The 18,503-nt window shown below is 51.0% G+C and carries 13 protein-coding genes and 1 pseudogene; 7 read left to right on the top strand and 7 right to left on the bottom strand.

Going from position 1 to position 18,503, the window contains the following annotated elements:
• Positions 1–179 precede the first annotated feature (179 nt).
• Entirely contained in the window at positions 180–980 is an 801-nt protein-coding gene (locus tag ACO0K4_RS04065) for a substrate-binding periplasmic protein (protein ID WP_422955313.1), read from the bottom strand.
• A gap of 190 nt (positions 981–1,170) precedes the next feature.
• On the opposite strand from ACO0K4_RS04065, the gene ACO0K4_RS04070 reads away from it, so the two are divergent.
• The 3 genes from ACO0K4_RS04070 (at position 1,171) to ACO0K4_RS04080 (ending at position 5,080) form a co-directional block, all read left to right on the top strand.
• Complete coding sequence (locus ACO0K4_RS04070) at positions 1,171–2,184, top strand: transporter (RefSeq protein WP_422955314.1); 1,014 nt, start codon at positions 1,171–1,173, stop codon at positions 2,182–2,184.
• 291 nt (positions 2,185–2,475) lie between these two features.
• Positions 2,476–4,020 carry an amidase gene (locus ACO0K4_RS04075; protein ID WP_422955315.1) on the top strand — a complete coding sequence of 515 codons (1,545 nt, stop codon included), beginning with the start codon at positions 2,476–2,478 and terminating at the stop codon, positions 4,018–4,020.
• Positions 4,021–4,267: 247 nt separating this feature from the next.
• Complete coding sequence (locus ACO0K4_RS04080; RefSeq protein ID WP_422955316.1) at positions 4,268–5,080, top strand: substrate-binding periplasmic protein; 813 nt, start codon at positions 4,268–4,270, stop codon at positions 5,078–5,080.
• A 24-nt stretch (positions 5,081–5,104) separates the two neighbouring features.
• Here ACO0K4_RS04080 and ACO0K4_RS04085 read toward each other — a convergent pair whose 3' ends face one another.
• Positions 5,105–6,706 (bottom strand): GMC family oxidoreductase, encoded by a 1,602-nt coding sequence (locus ACO0K4_RS04085; protein WP_422955317.1) that lies wholly within the window; start codon positions 6,704–6,706, stop codon positions 5,105–5,107.
• A 441-nt stretch (positions 6,707–7,147) separates the two neighbouring features.
• Between ACO0K4_RS04085 and ACO0K4_RS04090 the strand changes: the two are divergent.
• Positions 7,148–7,633: pseudogene (locus ACO0K4_RS04090) on the top strand (AraC family transcriptional regulator ligand-binding domain-containing protein); the annotation flags it as partial.
• Positions 7,634–7,750: 117 nt separating this feature from the next.
• Complete coding sequence (locus ACO0K4_RS04095; RefSeq protein ID WP_422955433.1) at positions 7,751–8,020, top strand: helix-turn-helix transcriptional regulator; 270 nt, start codon at positions 7,751–7,753, stop codon at positions 8,018–8,020.
• Positions 8,021–8,104: 84 nt separating this feature from the next.
• Here ACO0K4_RS04095 and ACO0K4_RS04100 read toward each other — a convergent pair whose 3' ends face one another.
• The 3 genes from ACO0K4_RS04100 to ACO0K4_RS04110 all read right to left on the bottom strand — a co-directional run bounded on the left by ACO0K4_RS04100 (position 8,105) and on the right by ACO0K4_RS04110 (position 12,563).
• Positions 8,105–8,890: a PEP-CTERM sorting domain-containing protein gene (locus tag ACO0K4_RS04100; protein ID WP_422955318.1), complete on the bottom strand. Its 786-nt coding sequence runs from the start codon at positions 8,888–8,890 to the stop codon at positions 8,105–8,107.
• Between the two features lie 454 nt (positions 8,891–9,344).
• Entirely contained in the window at positions 9,345–12,095 is a 2,751-nt protein-coding gene (locus ACO0K4_RS04105) for a PAS domain-containing protein (RefSeq protein ID WP_422955319.1), read from the bottom strand.
• A gap of 12 nt (positions 12,096–12,107) precedes the next feature.
• The gene (locus ACO0K4_RS04110) at positions 12,108–12,563 is read right to left on the bottom strand and encodes a thioredoxin family protein (RefSeq protein ID WP_422955320.1); all 456 of its coding nucleotides are present in this window, start codon (positions 12,561–12,563) and stop codon (positions 12,108–12,110) included.
• A 310-nt stretch (positions 12,564–12,873) separates the two neighbouring features.
• On the opposite strand from ACO0K4_RS04110, the gene ACO0K4_RS04115 reads away from it, so the two are divergent.
• Together ACO0K4_RS04115 and dinB are read left to right on the top strand one after the other, a co-directional pair.
• Positions 12,874–13,194: a hypothetical protein gene (locus ACO0K4_RS04115; RefSeq protein ID WP_422955321.1), complete on the top strand. Its 321-nt coding sequence runs from the start codon at positions 12,874–12,876 to the stop codon at positions 13,192–13,194.
• A gap of 138 nt (positions 13,195–13,332) precedes the next feature.
• Positions 13,333–14,436, top strand: a complete 1,104-nt coding sequence (gene dinB / locus ACO0K4_RS04120; RefSeq protein WP_422955434.1) for a DNA polymerase IV — start codon at positions 13,333–13,335, stop codon at positions 14,434–14,436.
• Positions 14,437–14,585: 149 nt separating this feature from the next.
• On the opposite strand, the gene ACO0K4_RS04125 is transcribed toward dinB, so the two are convergent.
• Positions 14,586–15,368: a substrate-binding periplasmic protein gene (locus tag ACO0K4_RS04125; protein WP_422955322.1), complete on the bottom strand. Its 783-nt coding sequence runs from the start codon at positions 15,366–15,368 to the stop codon at positions 14,586–14,588.
• Between the two features lie 240 nt (positions 15,369–15,608).
• Complete coding sequence (locus tag ACO0K4_RS04130) at positions 15,609–18,386, bottom strand: M16 family metallopeptidase (RefSeq protein ID WP_422955323.1); 2,778 nt, start codon at positions 18,384–18,386, stop codon at positions 15,609–15,611.
• Positions 18,387–18,503 lie beyond the last annotated feature (117 nt).

The raw sequence follows: 18,503 nt of genomic DNA on the forward strand, positions 1-18,503 counted from the left end.
TAGACAAAAGAGATGACTGGCGTAACATCCTTGCGATGAGTGAGAGGAAATGCGCGATCGTCAGGGAAATTTTTGCGATAAGCACTAATAAGTACTAGTTAGGAAATAGTCGGAGAGTAGTCGGCAAGCTATGCGAGCAAAAGCGTTGTTATCGCTGTTTGATAGAAGTGTGACGGCGTTTATTTGTACTTATTTTCTATCGCAGCAACTGTCCCGTCCTTCTCCATTTCACGCAGGATGTGATTGAAGCGGTCAATCCGGCTTTGCGCTATTGCAGGATTACAGGCCAGATAAAGCTCCACCTGATTGAACTGAAACAGCGGGACAATTTTCCCCGTCAGTCCCTGATTTTTGATCAAGGTCAGGCCAAGCCTGCCTCCGGTCGCCCAAAAATCGAAACGCCCGTACAGGAGTTTGCGAGGATTTTCTGCATCGTAGTTCGCAATATCGATATTAAATCCGTTGTAGGTCAGATATTCGCTGACCGCACCTTTACGATAGGCACCGATGACATAGTTGCGTAAGTCATCGAGCTTTTTTGGATGGCGCTTGTCATCGGCCCGTGCAAAAATGACCCAGTTATTTTTCACCAGCGGGCCTACCCATTTGAACAGGTTTTCGCGCTGTGGTGTTCTGGTGGTAGAGAAGACGCAGGTATTCGGATCCTTTTGTCCCATCTGGTAAGACCTGGCCCAGGGATAGGCATTGATGGTGATGCGCTCACCGGCACGGCGCATTAATTCGATGAGTTTTTCGGTAGAGATGCCGTTGATTTCCTGTGTATCTGGATTGATGATGTTAAACGAGGGATAGTCTTCGGTAGTCAGTATCAGTGTCGGCTCTTGTGCCTGCACGGTATTGTCAATCAACGCGCTACTCAGCAACAGAGCAATGAGACAATGACTACCGAAACGCGAGACACTGGAACAGCAGATACAAATCAGGCTTGATAGTAGTATCGACGTCATGCAGCGGGACATACGGTCTCCAGTGGTGTGCTCGAAAAAAGTTCTTCGCTTGCAATAATAATGCATCGTGTCCCCGAATTGATCATCGACCTTGCGCCATACGAAAAAATGCATGTAAAGATTATTCTGGAAGCTCTCTGTTTCGCAAAAAATGACCACGGGCACGGTTACAATAAGCGCATTTGTCCGCCAGGGAAGCAAGATGCAAATTGATCATTTGTCTTACGGGTCCGATCTATCCGGACTGATCTGTGGTTATGTGTTTGTGCAAGGGCAGGCGGGGCAGGGGATTCATACGCCGGAAGCGTTGGCGTGGTTAAAAAAATCACCGGCGGAGCAGGCGAATGCATTTGTCTGGCTGCATTTCAATCTCAGTAATGCGGCTGCTGAAAAATGGCTGCATGAGCATACACAATTGCCCGAAGAATTTTATGAGACCTTGCATGAGGGTTCGCGCTCGACCCGGATCGAGCGTACAGATGCCAGCCTGGTCGCGGTGGTCAATGATGTACTGCACGACTTTGCCTTTGAAGCATCGGACATTGCTACCTTGTGGCTGAGTCTGACGAATAACGTATTGATCAGCGCCCGCCGCAAGCCCTTGCAGTCTGTGGACCGGCTGCGCAATGCGGTGAATCATGGAGAACGCTTTCACTCGCCGACCGAATTACTGACACATCTGCTGCGTGATCAGGCCGATGTATTGACCGGCATCGTGCGCAATGCGATCAAAAAAGTCGATGATATCGAAGACAATTTGCTGGCCGACCGGCTCAACCATAAGCGTGCCAACTTGGGCGAATTGCGCAGGGTGCTGGTTCGCTTGCAACGCTTGTTAGCGCCAGAACCTGCGGCTTTATTTCGTCTGCTGCAAAAACCACCGGCATGGGTTGCCGAAAGCGATGTCCAGGAATTACGGCAATCGACCGAAGAATTCGCTGTGGTACTCAGCGATATGGCATCACTGCAAGAGCGCATTAAATTACTGCAGGAAGAAATTGCCGCCAGCGTCAATGAACAGAATAACCGTTCCCTGTTCGTCCTGACGATCGTGACCGTGTTAGCCTTGCCGATTAATATTATCGCGGGTTTGCTGGGGATGAATGTCGGCGGTATCCCGCTGGCGCAGCACGAGGACGGATTCTGGATCGTGGTGGCGATCGTCGCGAGTTTTACGGTGATTGCCGGATGGCTGGCATTTCGTAATCGTGACTGAGTTTGCCCCGCGTTGCAAAAACCAAGACCTCTCACCACAGAGGCACGGAGACACAGAGGAAAAGCAGGAGTAGCAGGAGTGGCAGGAGTAAGTGCTTCCATGAGATATGGATTAAAGGATTTTTTAGACGTCCCCATGTTAAATCCCTAAGCTGTATGCGGCTTGCCGAGGCATTTCACGCCAGCAGGCCCATCTGGCTTGCGGATCCGGTTTTGGAGTAGATAGTTTGTCTTATCAATGCAATCCAAATGGCGGGATATTATTTCCGCCATCATGTGAGGAGAAACTGGTGTGGTGAATCGCAGATACAGCTGGCACGCGGCAGCCGGTGCTATGGGTTTTTGTTTGATGCAATCGGTGTGCGCGGCGCTGCCTGAGCAGGATGATCTGGTGAGCCTGTCTCAGCAAATGCAGCAAGGTAAGCAAACGGCGGTTGGTTTATTGGATCGCTACACGCAGCGTATTCAGCGCCAGAATCCGGCATTGTATGCGGTCATTGCCATGAACCCTGAGGCCAGATCGCAGGCGCAAACGGCAGATCAGAAGAAGTCTCATCGCTCGCCTTTGCACGGTATACCGGTTCTGATCAAAGACAATATCGATGCGGCAGGTATGCCGACCACGGCTGGTTCCCTGGCACTGGCAGAGAATGTCGCGACAGCAGATGCGCCGCTGGTCGCACGTTTGCGCGCAGCCGGTGTTGTGATTGCGGGTAAAACGAATCTCAGTGAATGGGCGAATTTTCGCTCGACGACGGCGACCAGTGGCTGGAGCAGTGTTGGCGGGCAGGTGCGCAATCCGTATGCGACCGATCGTAGTCCTTGCGGCTCCAGCTCTGGCTCGGGTGCTGCCGTTGCGGCACGTTTGATCCCTGCGGCGATTGGCACCGAAACCGACGGCTCCATTGTTTGTCCTGCTGCTGTCAATGGACTGGTCGGCGTGAAGCCGACGCTGGGGCTGGTGAGCCGTTCGGGGATTGTGCCTCTCAGCCATAGTCAGGACACCGCGGGACCAATGACCTTGACGGTACGCGACGCCGCATTGTTATTGAATGTCATGGCGGGTAGCGATCCGGCAGACGTGGCGACCAGGGACGCTGACCGTTTGCGTACTTACGACTACACGATGGGCTTAAGTAAGACCGGCTTACAAGGCAAGCGGCTGGGTGTGGTGCGTAAATTAGTCGATAGCTATGATGCAGAGACTAAGGCGGTGTTTGAACGGGCATTAAAGACGCTGAAATCGCGCGGTGCGGTCATCGTTGATCAAGTGGAATTAGCGTATCTCGATGAGTTGGAAAAAGATGAATTGACAGTGCTTTTATATGAATTTAAGGCCGACCTGAATACCTATCTGGAACACGCACCGGCCAGTGTACAAACGCGCTCGATGGAACAGGTAATCGCTTACAACAAGCAGTATGCGGATAAGCTGATGCCTTATTTCGGCCAGGAGCTGATGGAGCAGGCACAGGCAACAGGCGACCTGAACACACCGGAATACCGCGAGGCAAGTGCCCGCCTGAAACAACGTGCGGGTACTGAGGGAATTGATGCCACACTCAAAAAATATCAACTTGATGCTTTAATTGCGCCAACTACCGGTACGGCCTGGGCCATTGACTACAAGGCCGGAGACGTGATCGAGGGCAGCGCCAGTTCACCTGCAGCGATTGCCGGTTATCCTCATGTCACGGTACCGATGGGTCTGAGTAAACAATTGCCGGTGGGACTCTCATTCTTTGCCGAGGCCTGGAGTGACGCTAAATTGTTGAAACTGGCGTATGCCTATGAACAGGCGAGACCCGCTTTGCCTGCACCGAAGATCGCTAAGTAACAGCTTATAGCGCGGGTAATTAGCTTATTTGCCACAAATTTTTCGTATTTTTTTAGATGCAGGATAAAGGTAAGCAGAAACTGTCAATCAGTCCAATCAAAAGAATGATTAACAGAATAGTCAGAGAGCGATCAGGAAAGCGATCAGGAAAGCGATCAGGAAAGCGATCAATCATTCGTGCTTTTCCGCACGAGTTGAATTGACCGTGCGGGCAACTAACAGCCACAATGTAGCCTTTGCAGCTCTGATGTTGATATTTATCTTTATGCGTTTTTTTCTCCTTACTTATGTTTGTGTCAGTGTGTTCGCCGTATGCGGGCATGCTGTCGCAATGGACAACAAGATCGTTCCCGTGCTGATGAGCGAGGAGCTGGACGAAAAAAATCAAATAATTCCGCTGTCGCAAGATAATCTGCGTTTGTTTTCTTATCTGGAAAAGACCAGCGGTTTGCAGTTTGACCTGCGCCGTTTTCCCTGGTTGCGTGCTTTGGAGAATGCTTACCGCGGCGATGGGGTGATTTTTGGTATTTCAAAAACACCCGAACGACAAAAACTGCTGCGGTTTTCTGAGCCATTGTTTGCTGAACAGGTCGTATTGATCAGCCGTTGCGACAGCGTCTTTCCGTATTCGACTCTTGCCGATCTGCGTGGCAAAGTCATCGGCGTTGCCCGTGGAGCGAGTTATGGCAATGAGTTTGATCAGGCAGCCAATCAAATATTCAAGGTGGAATACGATACCAATTCGAACGCCGCGCGTTTAAGAAAACTCTATACCCGCCGTATGGACGCGATCGTTTTTTTCAGCAGGTCGGTTGCAGCACAACGCCTGGTCGCGGAAGTGAACGCCGTTGCATATACAACGCTGGGAGCGGATCAGGCAGCGGGTAAGGCTTTTTGTGTATTACCGAAACCGATTACGTCGGTCGATATCCACTTTGCGATACGAGCAGACGCCGACCACGGCGTGATAGCTAAACTGAATGCGGCAATTTTGCGCGGCAGGTCGAGCGGAGAACTGGCCAGAATTTTTTCAGAAAAATCTGGCCAGTCCAGGCAGTAGAAAGCTTATCCAGTACGTCGCCTGTTAAGCTGGTTGCTGGCGTAGCAGATCGGCTGCTTTTTCTCCTATCATCATTGTCGGTGCATTGGTATTCCCGCCAATCAGGGTCGGCATAATGGAGGCGTCCACGACACGCAATCCCATCAAGCCATGCACCCGCAACTCGGGGTCGACGACGGCCATCGCATCAATTCCCATTTTGCAGGTGCCTACCGGGTGATAAACCGTGTCGCTGTATTGCCGCAAGGCGGCGCGGATATCATCATCGGTTTTGACCTTGGCGGTTTGAAAATCGCTGGTGCGCATCGATGCTAGTGCAGGGGAATCCATGAGTTGACGGGTGAGTTTAAAGCCTTTCAGTAAGGTCTCAATGTCGTCTGGATGTTCCAAAAAGCGCGGGTTAATTAATGGGGCTGCCAAAGGATCTGTATTTGCCAGGCTTAGTTCACCAATGCTCTTGGGACGTAACAGACAAACATGACAGGAGTAGCCGTGTCCCAGATGTAGCTTGCGAGCATGGTCATCAATCATTGCCATGACAAAATGCAGCTGTATATCCGGCGCGGGCAGGTCTGGGTCTGTTTTCAAAAAGCCGCCGCCTTCGGCTGCATTGGAAGTGATCATGCCGCGGCGCTGGGTCTTGTATCGCCAGGCTTCTTTGGCTAAATGTGCTGAACCACCTAGTGAGATGCCGACCAGGTCTGTGCTGCGTGAGCGATACTTGAAGACGAAGTCAGGATGGTCTTGCAGATTCTGTCCCACACCCGGCAAGTCATGGATCACAGGAATTCCCATTGCCTGCAAGGCTTTACCATCACCGACGCCGGACAGCATCAGAATTTGCGGGGTTTGCAACGCACCTGCTGCAAGCAGAATCTCGCGCCGGGCACGCAGGCTGCGTCGCTCTCCATGCTGGATAAATTCAACCCCTACGGCACGCTTTCCTTCAAACAGAATCCGCGTTACGTGGCAGTCGGTTTCCACATTGAGGTTAGTGCGTTTGCCCATATGCGGATGCAGATAGCCGCGAGCGGCGCTCCAGCGTTCACCTTCGTGTTGCGTTACCTGATAAATGCCGATACCTTCCTGATCTTCGCCGTTGAAATCATGGTTAATCTTAAAGCCCGCTTGCTTCGCTGCCTCCAGATAGAGTTGCTGAAACGGGTTGTCAGAGCGCAGATCGCTGACGCGTAAAGGACCTGACTGGCCATGCAGGGCGCCGCCCAGACTGGCATTGTTTTCTGAGCGTTTGAAGTAGGGCAGTACCTCATCAAATGACCAGCCGGTATTTCCCAGCGATGCCCAGTGATCGTAGTCCCAGCGATGGCCTCGTATATACACCATAGCGTTAATGGCAGAGGAGCCGCCTAATGTTTTACCGCGAGGCTGGTAGCCACGGCGATTGTTTAAGCCCGGCTGAGGCAGTGTTTCAAATGCCCAGTTATTCAGCTTGGTGGGTAGCATCGCGACCACTGCGAAGGGAGTTTTTACCACCCAGCTATCACCGTCGTTGCCAGCTTCTAATACGGTGACAGTGGTATCGGGATTCTCTGTCAGCCGGCCCGCAACGGCACAACCGCCCGCGCCACCGCCAACGACGATGTAATCTGCTATTGCTTCACTCATAGTGTCTCGTCCTCTGGATCAATTGATGTGTAAATGGTGGCGTCTTGTGCGCATGCTTCGTCAGCGGACTTGTTGCGTCGCATATTGATGCTTCAGCGAAAGCCGTGTACGTTAGAACCTATCTTATTTCTAAACGATGGTGGTGGTAAGGACATTTGCTGCCAACGACTGTGGTATTGATTTTAATCTTGGGAACCTGGGTCTGTTAATACATCGGCATCAACATCAACTTCAAGCCCAATCGAGTGATGTGCTTATTCCACAAGACAGGGTGGTAAGGCGCGAGCCATCACTATTGTCGGTACAGGATGTGTTTGTTCCTATGCATCCGTTTTCTGGCTTGTTTGCGATCGGTCGCGAACAGCAGTGGCGTTTGCATGAGATGTTTCCCGCTTTTTTCCGAGCAACAACACTCAATTACCCGTTGCCGCAAGAGTCAGTTATACCCAGGCACGGGAGGGATTGCTGCAGGCCAGACGACTTGGTGGTGCGGATATCGCGCTATTGTCCGGCAGCCGTAAGTCCATCGCGCATCTTGGCGACATGGGGGAGGGCATGCTGGCTCAGCCTAGTCTGGGGCGTGCACTGGCATTTGGCCTGGAATATCAGCTGATTGCCGGATCCATGTTGCAACTTACCCTGGAGACCGAGGCGATTGATATGAGTAAGGTGCGTGAAGTGCGGCAGGCTGCACTGGTATCACATGCTCTGTTTGATGATCAGGAATTACAAGATTTTCTGGATGTTGACCATCTGGCGACTGCGCTGAACGCCGCACGTAAGTTATCTTGCAAAAAATTCCTTCTCAGCCGTGTTGAATTACGCGGTAATTTAAATGCGAGCCGATCCATGCTGGAAGTTTTTTTTGCTTGTCCGGTGATCCTCGGTGCGGACAGCAGTCGTATGGTGTTTTCAAGCGCGATGCTCGATATTCCATTATCAGAGCGTAGCGATCATGCACAACGCATTCGCGATGCTTGCGACAGAGAGTTGGCTGGCATTGGCGTCCTGGGTAAACAAAGTCTGATACGCAAACTGGTTGCCATGCAGTGTGAATTTTTTAATGCGCAGGATATAGCATTTGCGCTGGGATTAAGTCCGCGATCCTTGCACCGCTTATTAGTCCGCGAAGGTACTTCTTATCAGCATGTGACCGAGATGGTCAGGATGGAACGGGCAAAGCGCTTATTGATCACGACATTAAGCATGGAGGACATTGCAGAGAAGCTCGGATACTCGGATGCACGCAGTTTTCGCCGCGCCTTTCAGCGCTGGACTTCGCTCACGCCTTCAGAATTTCGTCTCAGGTGCTAAGAGTCCGGAAAACTGAGCGCAAAAAGAAAGAGCCCGACATCTTGCGATGCCGGGCTCTTTCCGTCGAGACTGATTTTGTATTGCTTATGCAGCGTTTTTACGTTTGCGCAGAGATGCCAAACCAGCGATGCCCAAGCCTAACAGTGCCAGGCTGCCTGGTTCTGGAACGCCAACTGAGCCCAGTGGTACGGATGCAAAACGGAATGAACCACCAGCTACCAGGAATTCGCCAAAACCATCACCCCAGAAATCGATTGAAGTGAAAGTACCGGATGAGTCAATTGCACCGATGAAGTTAGTGAAACTACGGTCTAACGCATAGCCAGGATTGTCGTTTGCAGACAATGCGTTTGCTGGCAATGTTGCCGCGCCACCATTAAACGCAATCCATAAACCTGAGCCAAACTTAGGTACACCAGGAGTAGGGCGTGGGCCGCTGCTTGTGCAGCATGTTGCCCAGTCACCAATTTCGAAACCAAATGCATTTACAGCACTGGAGAAAGAAAAGTGCAAACCGCTGCTTTGGCCTGGAATAGCATCAGTACCATTGTTGCTTGGGTTGATGTTGTACACAGAACCGCTCAGAGAGTGGCTGCCGCTGGTATAGCCGCCAGATGCGACTGCAGCGCTGCCGTTGGCGCGGGTAACTGTCAATGTTTGTACAACGTTGTTGCTGTCGAGATAATGATAAGCAGCAGAACCGTTAACAACTTGTACAACCTGAACTGTTGAACCTGTTCCTGTGATTGTATTGTCAAATGTGCTGATATTTGGCAATGCCAAATCGTATACAACTGGTGAAGCATGAGATACCGCTGGCAGCATGGCAGCTAATGTCGCTACCGCTGTAATTAATTTTTTAACATTCATTTTTTGCTCCTGAGTTGACAAAGTTACTTCGTTACCTACAATAATTTATTGCTGATTATGATGTCTTTTTATATAGACATTCATCAACGACAATGAACATAAGCAAATCGTGTGCCAGATAAAAATATCTTTATTTATCATGTAGTTATATAAGTTTCTTTAATCCATTGTAAAGTGGGTCGACACTTATTTAATTAGTGATCAAACTTATCTAATGCCTTAGTTCAACTTATCGAATTGATACTATTATGTTTTGCTATATTGATATTTATTTTATTCGTTATGGCTGTGGCAGGCGCGGCCGATGTGACATTCTTTATTAACTAAAAAGATAGTGTTCGGACTGATGAGGAAGTCGTTTGGATTACAGTCAATTAAGAGGTAATGCTTGAGGCTTGATGTCGGATGGAGTGGTATGTGTTGTGATCTGGGGAGATTAAATTAAGCGGACAGCTTATTGAGTGAATACAACAAACTCGCACCAAAACTGAGTACCACTCCCAGACCCGGTCGTAAAACCCAATTGACCATTCATCTTTTCCACCAGAGTTTTGGTAATCGGCAAGCCCAGGCCGGTACCGCCCCGGCGGCGGGTGTCGGTGCCGTCTGCCTGAGTAAATGGCTCATAAAGATGGCTCTGGAATTCGGGCGGAATACCCGGGCCTTTATCGCTGACGGTGATGCGATAGCTTCGATGTTCATCGCGGGAGATGCCGGTGATCTCAATATCGACTACCTCGCCCTCCGGCGAGAACTTTGCAGCATTAGACAGCAAATTGGCCATCACTTGCATCAGCCGGTCGGAGTCTGCGAGCACCCAGGCAATCTCAGTGCTGGCAACAAATCGCAGACTGACTTTTAAGGTCTGCGCATAGGCTTGATTGGCCTCGATAGCGTTTGCCACCAGGCTTACCAGATCGACTGGTTCGGATTTAAAACGCATTTTTCCGGAAACCAGCTTGTCCATATCGAGGATATCGTTGACCAGATCGATCAGGCGCAGACTATTGTTATGGGCGATTTTGATGAGTTGCCCGACTTTTTCGGGCAGTACGCCGGCGATGCCGGAATCGAGGATGCCTAAGGAGCCGCGTATCGAGGTCAGCGGGGTACGTAATTCATGGCTGACTACCGAAATAAATTCCGATTTCAATTGATTGATGCGATGACGTTCGCTGATGTCCATGGCAAAAACGACCCACTCGCTGCGAGAATTTTCCAGATGACTAAGGCCGACCAGGATCGGTATGTCGTGACCGCCAGGATGTTTCAGGGTGACCTCAAACGGGGCAGTTGTCCCCGCACTCAATAACTCGGCGTAGGCTTGCCGGCACACCAGGATGTCTGCCTCTGACAAGAGTAATTCCCAGACTCGTTGCCGACTCAGTAAATGCTCACGTGCGTGGCCGCAGAGTTGGGCAAAGACATCGTTGACATCATTTAGCTGACCGTTCTCACCACCTTGTGCTATGCCAATCAGACTGGAATTGATCAGGCGTTGCAAGCGCTGCTCGCTCTGTTTCAAGGCATCCATGGTGCGTCTCTGGTCGGTAATATCCTCCAGCATCCACACGGTACCGCGTACGTAGTTTTCCGGTGGCAGGGCACGACCGGCGATCCGTGCCAAAAACGGTTCGCCGTCAATCCGCTTCACTCTCCATTCGATCTCAACCGGTTCATCCCTTTGCAGCTGCGGAATAACTTGCGCCCCAAAAGCCTCATAGTCAGTTTCATCGGCATACAGGAACGTCGTTTTTTTGCCGATCATCGCCTGCGCGTCGTCGAATCTGCATAAATCAGCCAGTACTTTATTGGCGCGGATGATCACGCCGTCACTGACAAACATAATCCCGACCGGCGCATTATTAATCAGGATATCGAGTTCCCGTGCCAGGAGTTTGTAGCGGTCTTTGCTTGCCTGCAGCAATTCCTGATTGACGCGCAACATCTCCTCACTCACTTTTCGCTCGGTGATATCGATGTGAGTGCCTTGCATGCGCACAGCTCTACCCTGACTATCACGTTCGACAATCCGGCCGCGTGACATGATCCAGATCCATTCGCCGGATTTGGTTTTTTGCCGGAATTCCGCCTGATAGTCGCTACCGTCCTTGGCCTTGATGTGGTTGCGTAACGCGGTCTTCAGGCGCGGTACGTCATCCGGGTGAATGCCTGACTTCCAAAAATTATTCCAGAACTCCGGCTGACCGGCGAACTCGTCCGCATCGTAGCCCAGCATCTTCGCGTACTCGGGACTGTATTGACCTTCGCCAGTCAGAATATTGACGTCATACAGCCCCTGATTCGAGGCTTTTAAAATCAGGCGGATTTGCTGTTCGGCTTTATACGCGCGCTCTTCCGCCTGTTTGCGTTCAGTGATGTCGCTTAAAAAACCATGCCACAAAATGCTGCCGTCAATCATGCGTTCCGGTATGGCATTACCCACATACCAGCGCACGGTAGCGTCATGTTGCAAGACCCGGTATTCGTGATGCCATTGCGATAGTTCCATTGCCGATACTCTGACGCCGTTCACCATTGCCGGTAAATCGTCAGGATGAATTTTGCTGAACAGCGCACTCGCATCTTCACGTAATTGTTCGGGCTGGATGCCGAAGACATCGACGACGGCCTGACTTGCATAAGGGAAGCAAAAGCGTCCGTCCGGGAAGCGTTGAAACTGATAAAACACGCCCGGCAGGTAGCGGGAAAAATTCGAGAGCAGCGTGTGGCTCTCTTTGAGCTGATCCGTCAGTTGACGGTTTTGCGTGATGTCGGTAATCAGACCCATCATCCTGACCGGCTGCCCACTGGCATTACGTTCAACAACGGCACCGCGTGAGCGTACCCATTTCCAGCTACCGTCACGGCACCGCATACGGTGCTCGTCCTCATAGTCGGGTGTTTGACCTTCCAGATGTTGTCTGGTGGCCTCCATCGCATGACCAACATCATCCGGGTGCACATGAGACAGCCAGTCGTCGATATGATGACCCAGCTCATGTTCGGCATATCCCAGAATTTTTTTATAACTACGAGAAAAAAAAGTCTCGTTGGTGATCAGATTCCAGTCCCATAAACTATCTCCGATGGCCTCCAGCAAAGCGCGCAAACTACTGCCCGCAGCACGCTCGCCAGTCTGCACCAGCGGACTAGCAGCATCGCTGGAGCCGGTGGTGCCAGCATCTGGCGGTCTGGATGGCATGATCAGAGAGACTTATGGATGCTGACTTGCAACCTGGCTGAAGAAATCATAAATACCCTGATCGCTCATCTTGCGTGCGTTCGACAATTCACCCGCTTTAGTCGCATACAGCAGAGTGTTATCCGGCTTTAATACGACGGCGGCAGGGATGCCTTTTTTGATGGGATTCTCGTAGCGGGTCGCGATGCCGAGATTGCGGTCAAATTGACCGACGTCCACTTTGACCACAATAAATTTGCTCGCAATCAATGCAGCACTTTGTCCTTTGATGGACTTGTCGAGTTCCAGACAATCTTTACACCAGTTAGCCCCAAAGATCACCAGCACCTTTTTATTCGCAGCCTGCGCTGCCGACAAGGCTTTAGTCAATTCTGCCTGAGCATCGGCGGCTTCATCATAAGGCTGGGCGGGATTGGCGAGTGCTGCTGTAAAAAACAGGCTAAGGCAGATAGCAATTAATTGTTTCATAGGAATTCTCTTTACACGATGCGCTCGCAGCGTTTCTGTCCGGCTGCCAGCATAGACGAGTGGAAAAACACACCGGAGTGATACTCCTGTCCGGTTTTACATGATGACGCAATTATCTGCATTTGTCATGAGCCGCCACACTCTGTGGTGAACCGCACAGAACGATGCCGGATTGCAGTTTATAAACTGGCTTATGGTCAAGTATTTCTCAAGCATCAGAAATTAATCCGTCTTGACCCTGTTGTTTAACGACGTACTTGCATTCGCAAGCTAATCAAACCCATTAAAGCTCAATAGAGCCGAGGAAATCATGAGCAATATATCAGAGCTTCAAACCAGAGATTTTCACTACGATCCAGATAATTTATTGGATACGCTGATCCACCAATTACATTTTAAAAATGACGCCGCCTTGTCGCGTGCGCTAGAAGTAGCTCCGCCTGTAATCAGCAAAATCCGCCATCGTCGTTTGTCCGTTGGTGCATCCTTGCTGATACGCATGCATGAGATTTCGGATTACAGCATCAAGGACTTACGTGCCTTCATGGGTGACAGACGCACTAAGTTCCGTATCAGTCCGCAACAATTTAAACCGAAGCAAAGCCACCTCGCGTCGGTCTCTCAGACCTGACCGTTTTTTTTGTGGGGGAGGTCAGTCAGGAGGTGCGATGTTAAGCGAGCTTGCTACGCAATACAGTGGATGTATTTACTGATCATATATACAGTTGATAGAGTAAAATACCGATTGTCTCGCACAGCCTAGCGTGTCATTACCGTGCCCCCTGTTTCCCGAAAAATTATCCACTGCGATTGTGATTGCTTTTACGCTGCTATCGAAATGCGGGATGATCCGCGTTTGCGTGATAAACCCCTGGCAGTCGGTGGTCGTGCTGATCAGCGTGGTGTCGTTGCTACCTGCAATTACGAGGCGCGACGCTATGGTGTGCGTTCTGCCATGCCGACATCATTGGCGCTGCGCCGCTGTCCTGATCTGGTGGTCATGCCGCCGACCATGGAAAAATACCGCGTCGCCTCCAAAGCCATCTTATCGATTTATCGTGATTACACCGATCTGGTTGAGCCTTTGTCGCTTGATGAAGCCTACCTCGACGTCAGCGACTGTACCCAGCACAAAGGCAGCGCCACACTGATTGCACAAGAGATACGCGCACGCATTGCCGCGACAGTCGGTATCACGGCATCAGCGGGTGTCGCCAGTAATAAGTTCCTCGCCAAAATCGCCAGTGACTGGAATAAGCCAGATGGCTTGTTCGTGATTTTGCCGGACCAGGTTGATGACTTTGTCGCAGCCTTGCCGGTCGCCCGCCTGTTTGGTGTTGGCAAAGTCACCGCGGCAAAATTGCATGCGCTTGGCATACAAGAATGCCGTGATCTGCGTGCCTGGTCTGTGCAGGATCTGGTGCAACAGTTCGGTAAGCTGGGCAATAGCCTCTACATGCTATGTCGCGGGATTGACCGGCGTGAGGTGATCGCTCATTCAGAACGTAAATCCATCAGCGTCGAGGAAACCTATACAAATGATTTGCCCGATCTGGCGGCTTGTCTGGCAGAGCTGCCTTTGCTCTATGCGTCACTGGTTGCCCGGGTGCAGCGAGTGCAGCCCGAAGAATCGATACAAAAATTAAACATCAAAATTCGTTTCAGCGATTTCCGGCAAACCACCGTCGAGTGCCGCAGCCATGAACTTAACGATCAACTGTTCCGGCAACTGATGGAAACCGGCTTCTTGCGCCGTAATTTGCCAGTACGTTTGTTGGGGCTGGGTGTTGGTTTGGGAGCCGTTCTGAGTACGCAGCAGGCGGCGATGAGAGCGGAGCAGATTCCCTTGTTTAACGTAGATGATTGCTGGTAATTCTCTATATGTCAGTAAAGTCAGTAGCGCTAGTAAAGCCGGTAAATATATATACTGCTACCTAGTATATTTATAAGCACTAATAAATTAATGCGGATTACAGGTTTTTTTTCAAAAAAATAGGGGAGTATATGTTTTTTGAGCGACGATCAGCGGCTACCCGTAGCGTCGGTTTGCTTAAAATAGGCATTCTCTAATTTTTTGATATCGACCTTTTCTAGCGCTGCATTAAAGCTTTTGCGCATCGCCAATCCACGCTCGGTATGCTGAAAGCAAATATGCATGGAGAAGTTCGTCAGTTCCTGAGTATGGAATTCAATCTGATCCCGATTGGCCTGCAAACCCGGTTCGGTGATCAGTAGCTGCCGTAAGACGTTTTTATCAATCACGATCACATCGATTCTTTGTACCAGCAGCTTGCGCAGATTGCTGACATCAGACGGAGCGGCATCGGTTCTCAGCAACCCTTTTTTGATCATGGCATCAAACTCTTCACCATTCGCATAGTCCTGCACGATACCGATTTTGTACGCTTGTAAATCACTCAATTTTAACCAGTCAAACGGTCGCTTTTTAAGGTAGGCAAAGCCGACAATGCTACGACCTAACAGACCTGAAAAATAACAGCTACTCTCTCGCTCTTTGGTATAAAAAGCCGGAAAATATCCTGCATAGGCAGGGTCGTTGCCGCCAACTTGTACGGTGCGGCTCCATGGCGCATAGCTGATTTTTGTATCAATACCGATCTGACGGGCAGCGACTTTCACAATCGATGCCGTCAGACCTTCGTCACGTAACTGTGAGCCGACATAGGGCGACCATTCCAGGCTGGCCAGACGCATCACCGTATCGTCGGCGGTTGCTGGCGATACGGCTGTCAGCACAATCATTCCGGTAATGGCGGTGAGGAGAGAGAACGCCCGGATTTTCATGGAAGAATCGAGTGAAAATAATAGGGCAGTGTAGCGTAATTTTTCTGGCTATCGTCAGGTCTGTTGGCAGCATGCATCGCCTGCAAGATATATGAATATCAACAGACCTGAACTTCTATCCGTCACTCTTAGCGCCCGACCCAAAAACCGAGTCAAGTTGTCCAGAGAATTTCTTCCGGACTTTTGTACTAGCTATGCAATCTGCTGAGCGGATCGCATAGACGCTGTGAAGGCATTGCTCTATTTAAAATCACCGGCAAAGACCGTCAGCATCTTGTCATAGCCCAGATATTTATTCATGGCTGCTTTGACATCGGCATTAGTCAGCGCCATGATTTTTTTCTCCAGCGCCGCATCGAATTGCATGGTGCGGCCGAGATACAGGTTTTGCACCAGTTCTTGCGCAAGTCCTGAGTCTTGACTACGACCTAGCTGCGATTGCTGGATCAGGCTCTTTTTACCTTCTGCCAATTCCGTCGCGGTAAAACCGTCTTTGAGCACGCGCGCGATTTCCTCCCGGAAGCCCGCTTCGAGTTTAGCGCGGTTTTGTGGCGCAAAAATCGCACCGGCGGTGAAGCTGGCGACCTCATCAATGGACGACGCATTAAAGAACGAGCCGCCACCATAACTGATGCCGTCTTTTTGACGGATACGATCCAGTATGCGTGAATTCGCGCTACCGCCGAGCAGATAATTCCCCATTGTCAGCGCCGCATAATCAGGATGCTGATCGCTGACAGGCAGGTTCAGCGTACCGAAGAAAAACGCATTTGCCTTATCCGGCGTGATCTGGCTCAAGGCCGCCGGTTTCACTGCCATAAAAGGTTTCGCCAGTCGGGTAAATTTTTGCCGGGCTTGCCAGTCACCGAAATCACGTTGTAACTGCGCTTTGATCGCGCTCGCATCGAAGTCACCAACCACCGCAAGCTGCGCATTATTTGCCCCGTAAAACGCCTGCCAGAATGCTTTGGCATCCGCTAATTTTGCGGCCTTGAGCTGCGCGATTTTTTCATCGGTGCTGCGGTAGTAACGCGCGTCATCGGCAGGCCAGGTGTTGGTTGCCTTGCGCGCCATATCAATCGCAATGGCTTGCGGATCTTTACGGGATTCTTCCAGCTGCGCTAATTGCGCCGTGATGAGTTGCGTAAATTCCGCCTCGCCAAAAGCGGGTTTGCGCAAGGCGTCGCGTACCAGTTCGAGGGCGCGGGTCAGATTTTCCCGTGTTGTTTCCAGGGTGATACTGACAGAATTCGCCGATCCGGAAATTTGCAGCTTGGCTTTAAGCTGGTCGAGCTGTTCTGAGAACTGCTGATGGCTTAAGCTCTCGGTACCGCGGCTTAGCATGGCTGCTGCAAGTCCGGCGTCATTCGCTTTGCCTTTCAGGCTGGTTTCGTCACCGAGATTGATTTCCATATTGAGAACCACGGTGTTGCCGCGTGTGGTTTTCGGCAGCAAGGCGTATTTCAAGCCATTGCTCAGGGTACCGGTCTGGGTACGTTTATCGATATTCTCTGGCGTCGTGACAAAGTTCTCTGCCTGTGCCATCGCGACACCGGGTTTGAACGTGTTGATTTGCTCTTGCAATGCAACCTTGGCAGGCGCGGGGGCACGTACTGGCTGGACTTCGGGAATGAAGCGGCCGGTGGTGCGGTTGCTTGATTTGAGCCAGGTTGTCGCGACGCGTTGCACATCGTCCAGCGTCAATGCGCGCACACGGTCGCGGAATAAAAAGAACAAGCGCCAGTCGCCGTTCCCTATGCTGTCAGACAACGAGACGGCAAATTTTTCAGGGTCGTTAAACACTTGCGCAAGATTGTTTTCCAGATTGGCTTTGGCACGCTTTAATTCATCCGCAGTGACTGGCTCTTTGGTAAATCCTTCAATCGTATCGATCAGGATTTTTTTCGCTTCATCGAGATCCTGTTCACTACGTAAATTCGCTCCCAGCAGGATGAACCCCGGCTCTTCGAGATTGGCCGCCCATGGGAATACGTCGGCGGCTTTTTTACTCTCGACCAGCGCTTTGTATAAGCGTCCGTTGGGAGAATCGCCCAAGATCACTGCCAGCGCCTCGGTCGCTACATAATCAGGATGAGCGGCTGGCATCGTGTGGTACAGCGCCATCACCGACGGCGACTCACCTACACGGCGCACGACGACATCGCGTTCGCCATCTTGTACCGGATCCAACGTGTAGGTCGGCTCGATGACGCGCTTGGGTTTCGGGATTTTGCCGAAATGCTGGCTGATCAATTTCAGCGTAGCCTGGTGATCAAACGCACCGGAGACGATCAGGATCGCGTTGTCCGGCTGATAGTATTTACGCCAGAAGGCTTGCAGATGCGGGATGCTGACATTCTCCACGTCGCTGCGCGCACCTATCGTGTCTTTGCCATAGTTATGCCACTGATGCGCGGCAGACATGACGCGCTGCATCAAGACCGAGGTCGGCGAATTTTCGTTTTTTTCCATCTCATTGCGTACGACAGAAAATTCCGTTTTCAGATCCTCGCCCGAAATACGCGAATTCACCATACGATCCGCTTCCATCGCAATGGCCCATGCCAGCGTCTCGGGTTTCGCCGCAAACGTTTCGTAATAATTGGTGCGGTCCAGCCAGGTCGTACCATTAAAGTTCACGCCACGCTGCGACATCTCTTCCCACAAACGCGGATGCGCTTTGCTTCCCTTGAACATCAGATGCTCCAGCAAATGCGCCATCCCTGTTTCACCATAATTTTCATGCCGGGAACCGACACGATAAGTGATGTTCACGGTAGTGGTCGGCTTACTCGCATCCGGCACCAGCAACACGCGCAAACCGTTTGGCATCAGGTATTCCTTGATCCCTTCAACATCCCGCACAAAGCTCAGACCTGCCGGCACGCTGGCAGTAGTGGCCGCTTTAACATCCGTGGGGGCTGCGGCCCCGGCCGCCCAGGTCGCCGGACTGGCACTCATAAAAGCGATTGCGATGGACAAGCTCAGGGTAGATAACTGCAAACGTGACGATGTCATATGAAGTCTGGCCTATGTAGAAGGTCGATAAAGAGTCAGACTTGGATATTAGCAGATAGACAAAATAATTTGTCGTTACGACTCGATGATGAAGATGACGTGCTAAGCGCCTCGTGC

The organism is Undibacterium sp. RuTC16W (assembly GCF_049339445.1).
GTDB lineage: Bacteria > Pseudomonadota > Gammaproteobacteria > Burkholderiales > Burkholderiaceae_D > Undibacterium.

Excerpts from the sequence above, each read along its gene's own strand:
- ACO0K4_RS04065 (WP_422955313.1), bottom strand. The coding sequence starts at position 980 with ATGTCCCGCTGCATGACGTCGATACTACTATCAAGCCTGATTTGTATC.
- ACO0K4_RS04070 (WP_422955314.1), top strand. The coding sequence starts at position 1,171 with ATGCAAATTGATCATTTGTCTTACGGGTCCGATCTATCCGGACTGATC.
- ACO0K4_RS04080 (WP_422955316.1), top strand. The coding sequence starts at position 4,268 with ATGTTGATATTTATCTTTATGCGTTTTTTTCTCCTTACTTATGTTTGT.
- ACO0K4_RS04085 (WP_422955317.1), bottom strand. The coding sequence starts at position 6,706 with ATGAGTGAAGCAATAGCAGATTACATCGTCGTTGGCGGTGGCGCGGGC.
- ACO0K4_RS04095 (WP_422955433.1), top strand. The coding sequence starts at position 7,751 with ATGCAGTGTGAATTTTTTAATGCGCAGGATATAGCATTTGCGCTGGGA.
- ACO0K4_RS04100 (WP_422955318.1), bottom strand. The coding sequence starts at position 8,890 with ATGAATGTTAAAAAATTAATTACAGCGGTAGCGACATTAGCTGCCATG.
- ACO0K4_RS04105 (WP_422955319.1), bottom strand. The coding sequence starts at position 12,095 with ATGCCATCCAGACCGCCAGATGCTGGCACCACCGGCTCCAGCGATGCT.
- ACO0K4_RS04110 (WP_422955320.1), bottom strand. The coding sequence starts at position 12,563 with ATGAAACAATTAATTGCTATCTGCCTTAGCCTGTTTTTTACAGCAGCA.
- ACO0K4_RS04115 (WP_422955321.1), top strand. The coding sequence starts at position 12,874 with ATGAGCAATATATCAGAGCTTCAAACCAGAGATTTTCACTACGATCCA.
- ACO0K4_RS04125 (WP_422955322.1), bottom strand. The coding sequence starts at position 15,368 with ATGAAAATCCGGGCGTTCTCTCTCCTCACCGCCATTACCGGAATGATT.
- ACO0K4_RS04130 (WP_422955323.1), bottom strand. The coding sequence starts at position 18,386 with ATGACATCGTCACGTTTGCAGTTATCTACCCTGAGCTTGTCCATCGCA.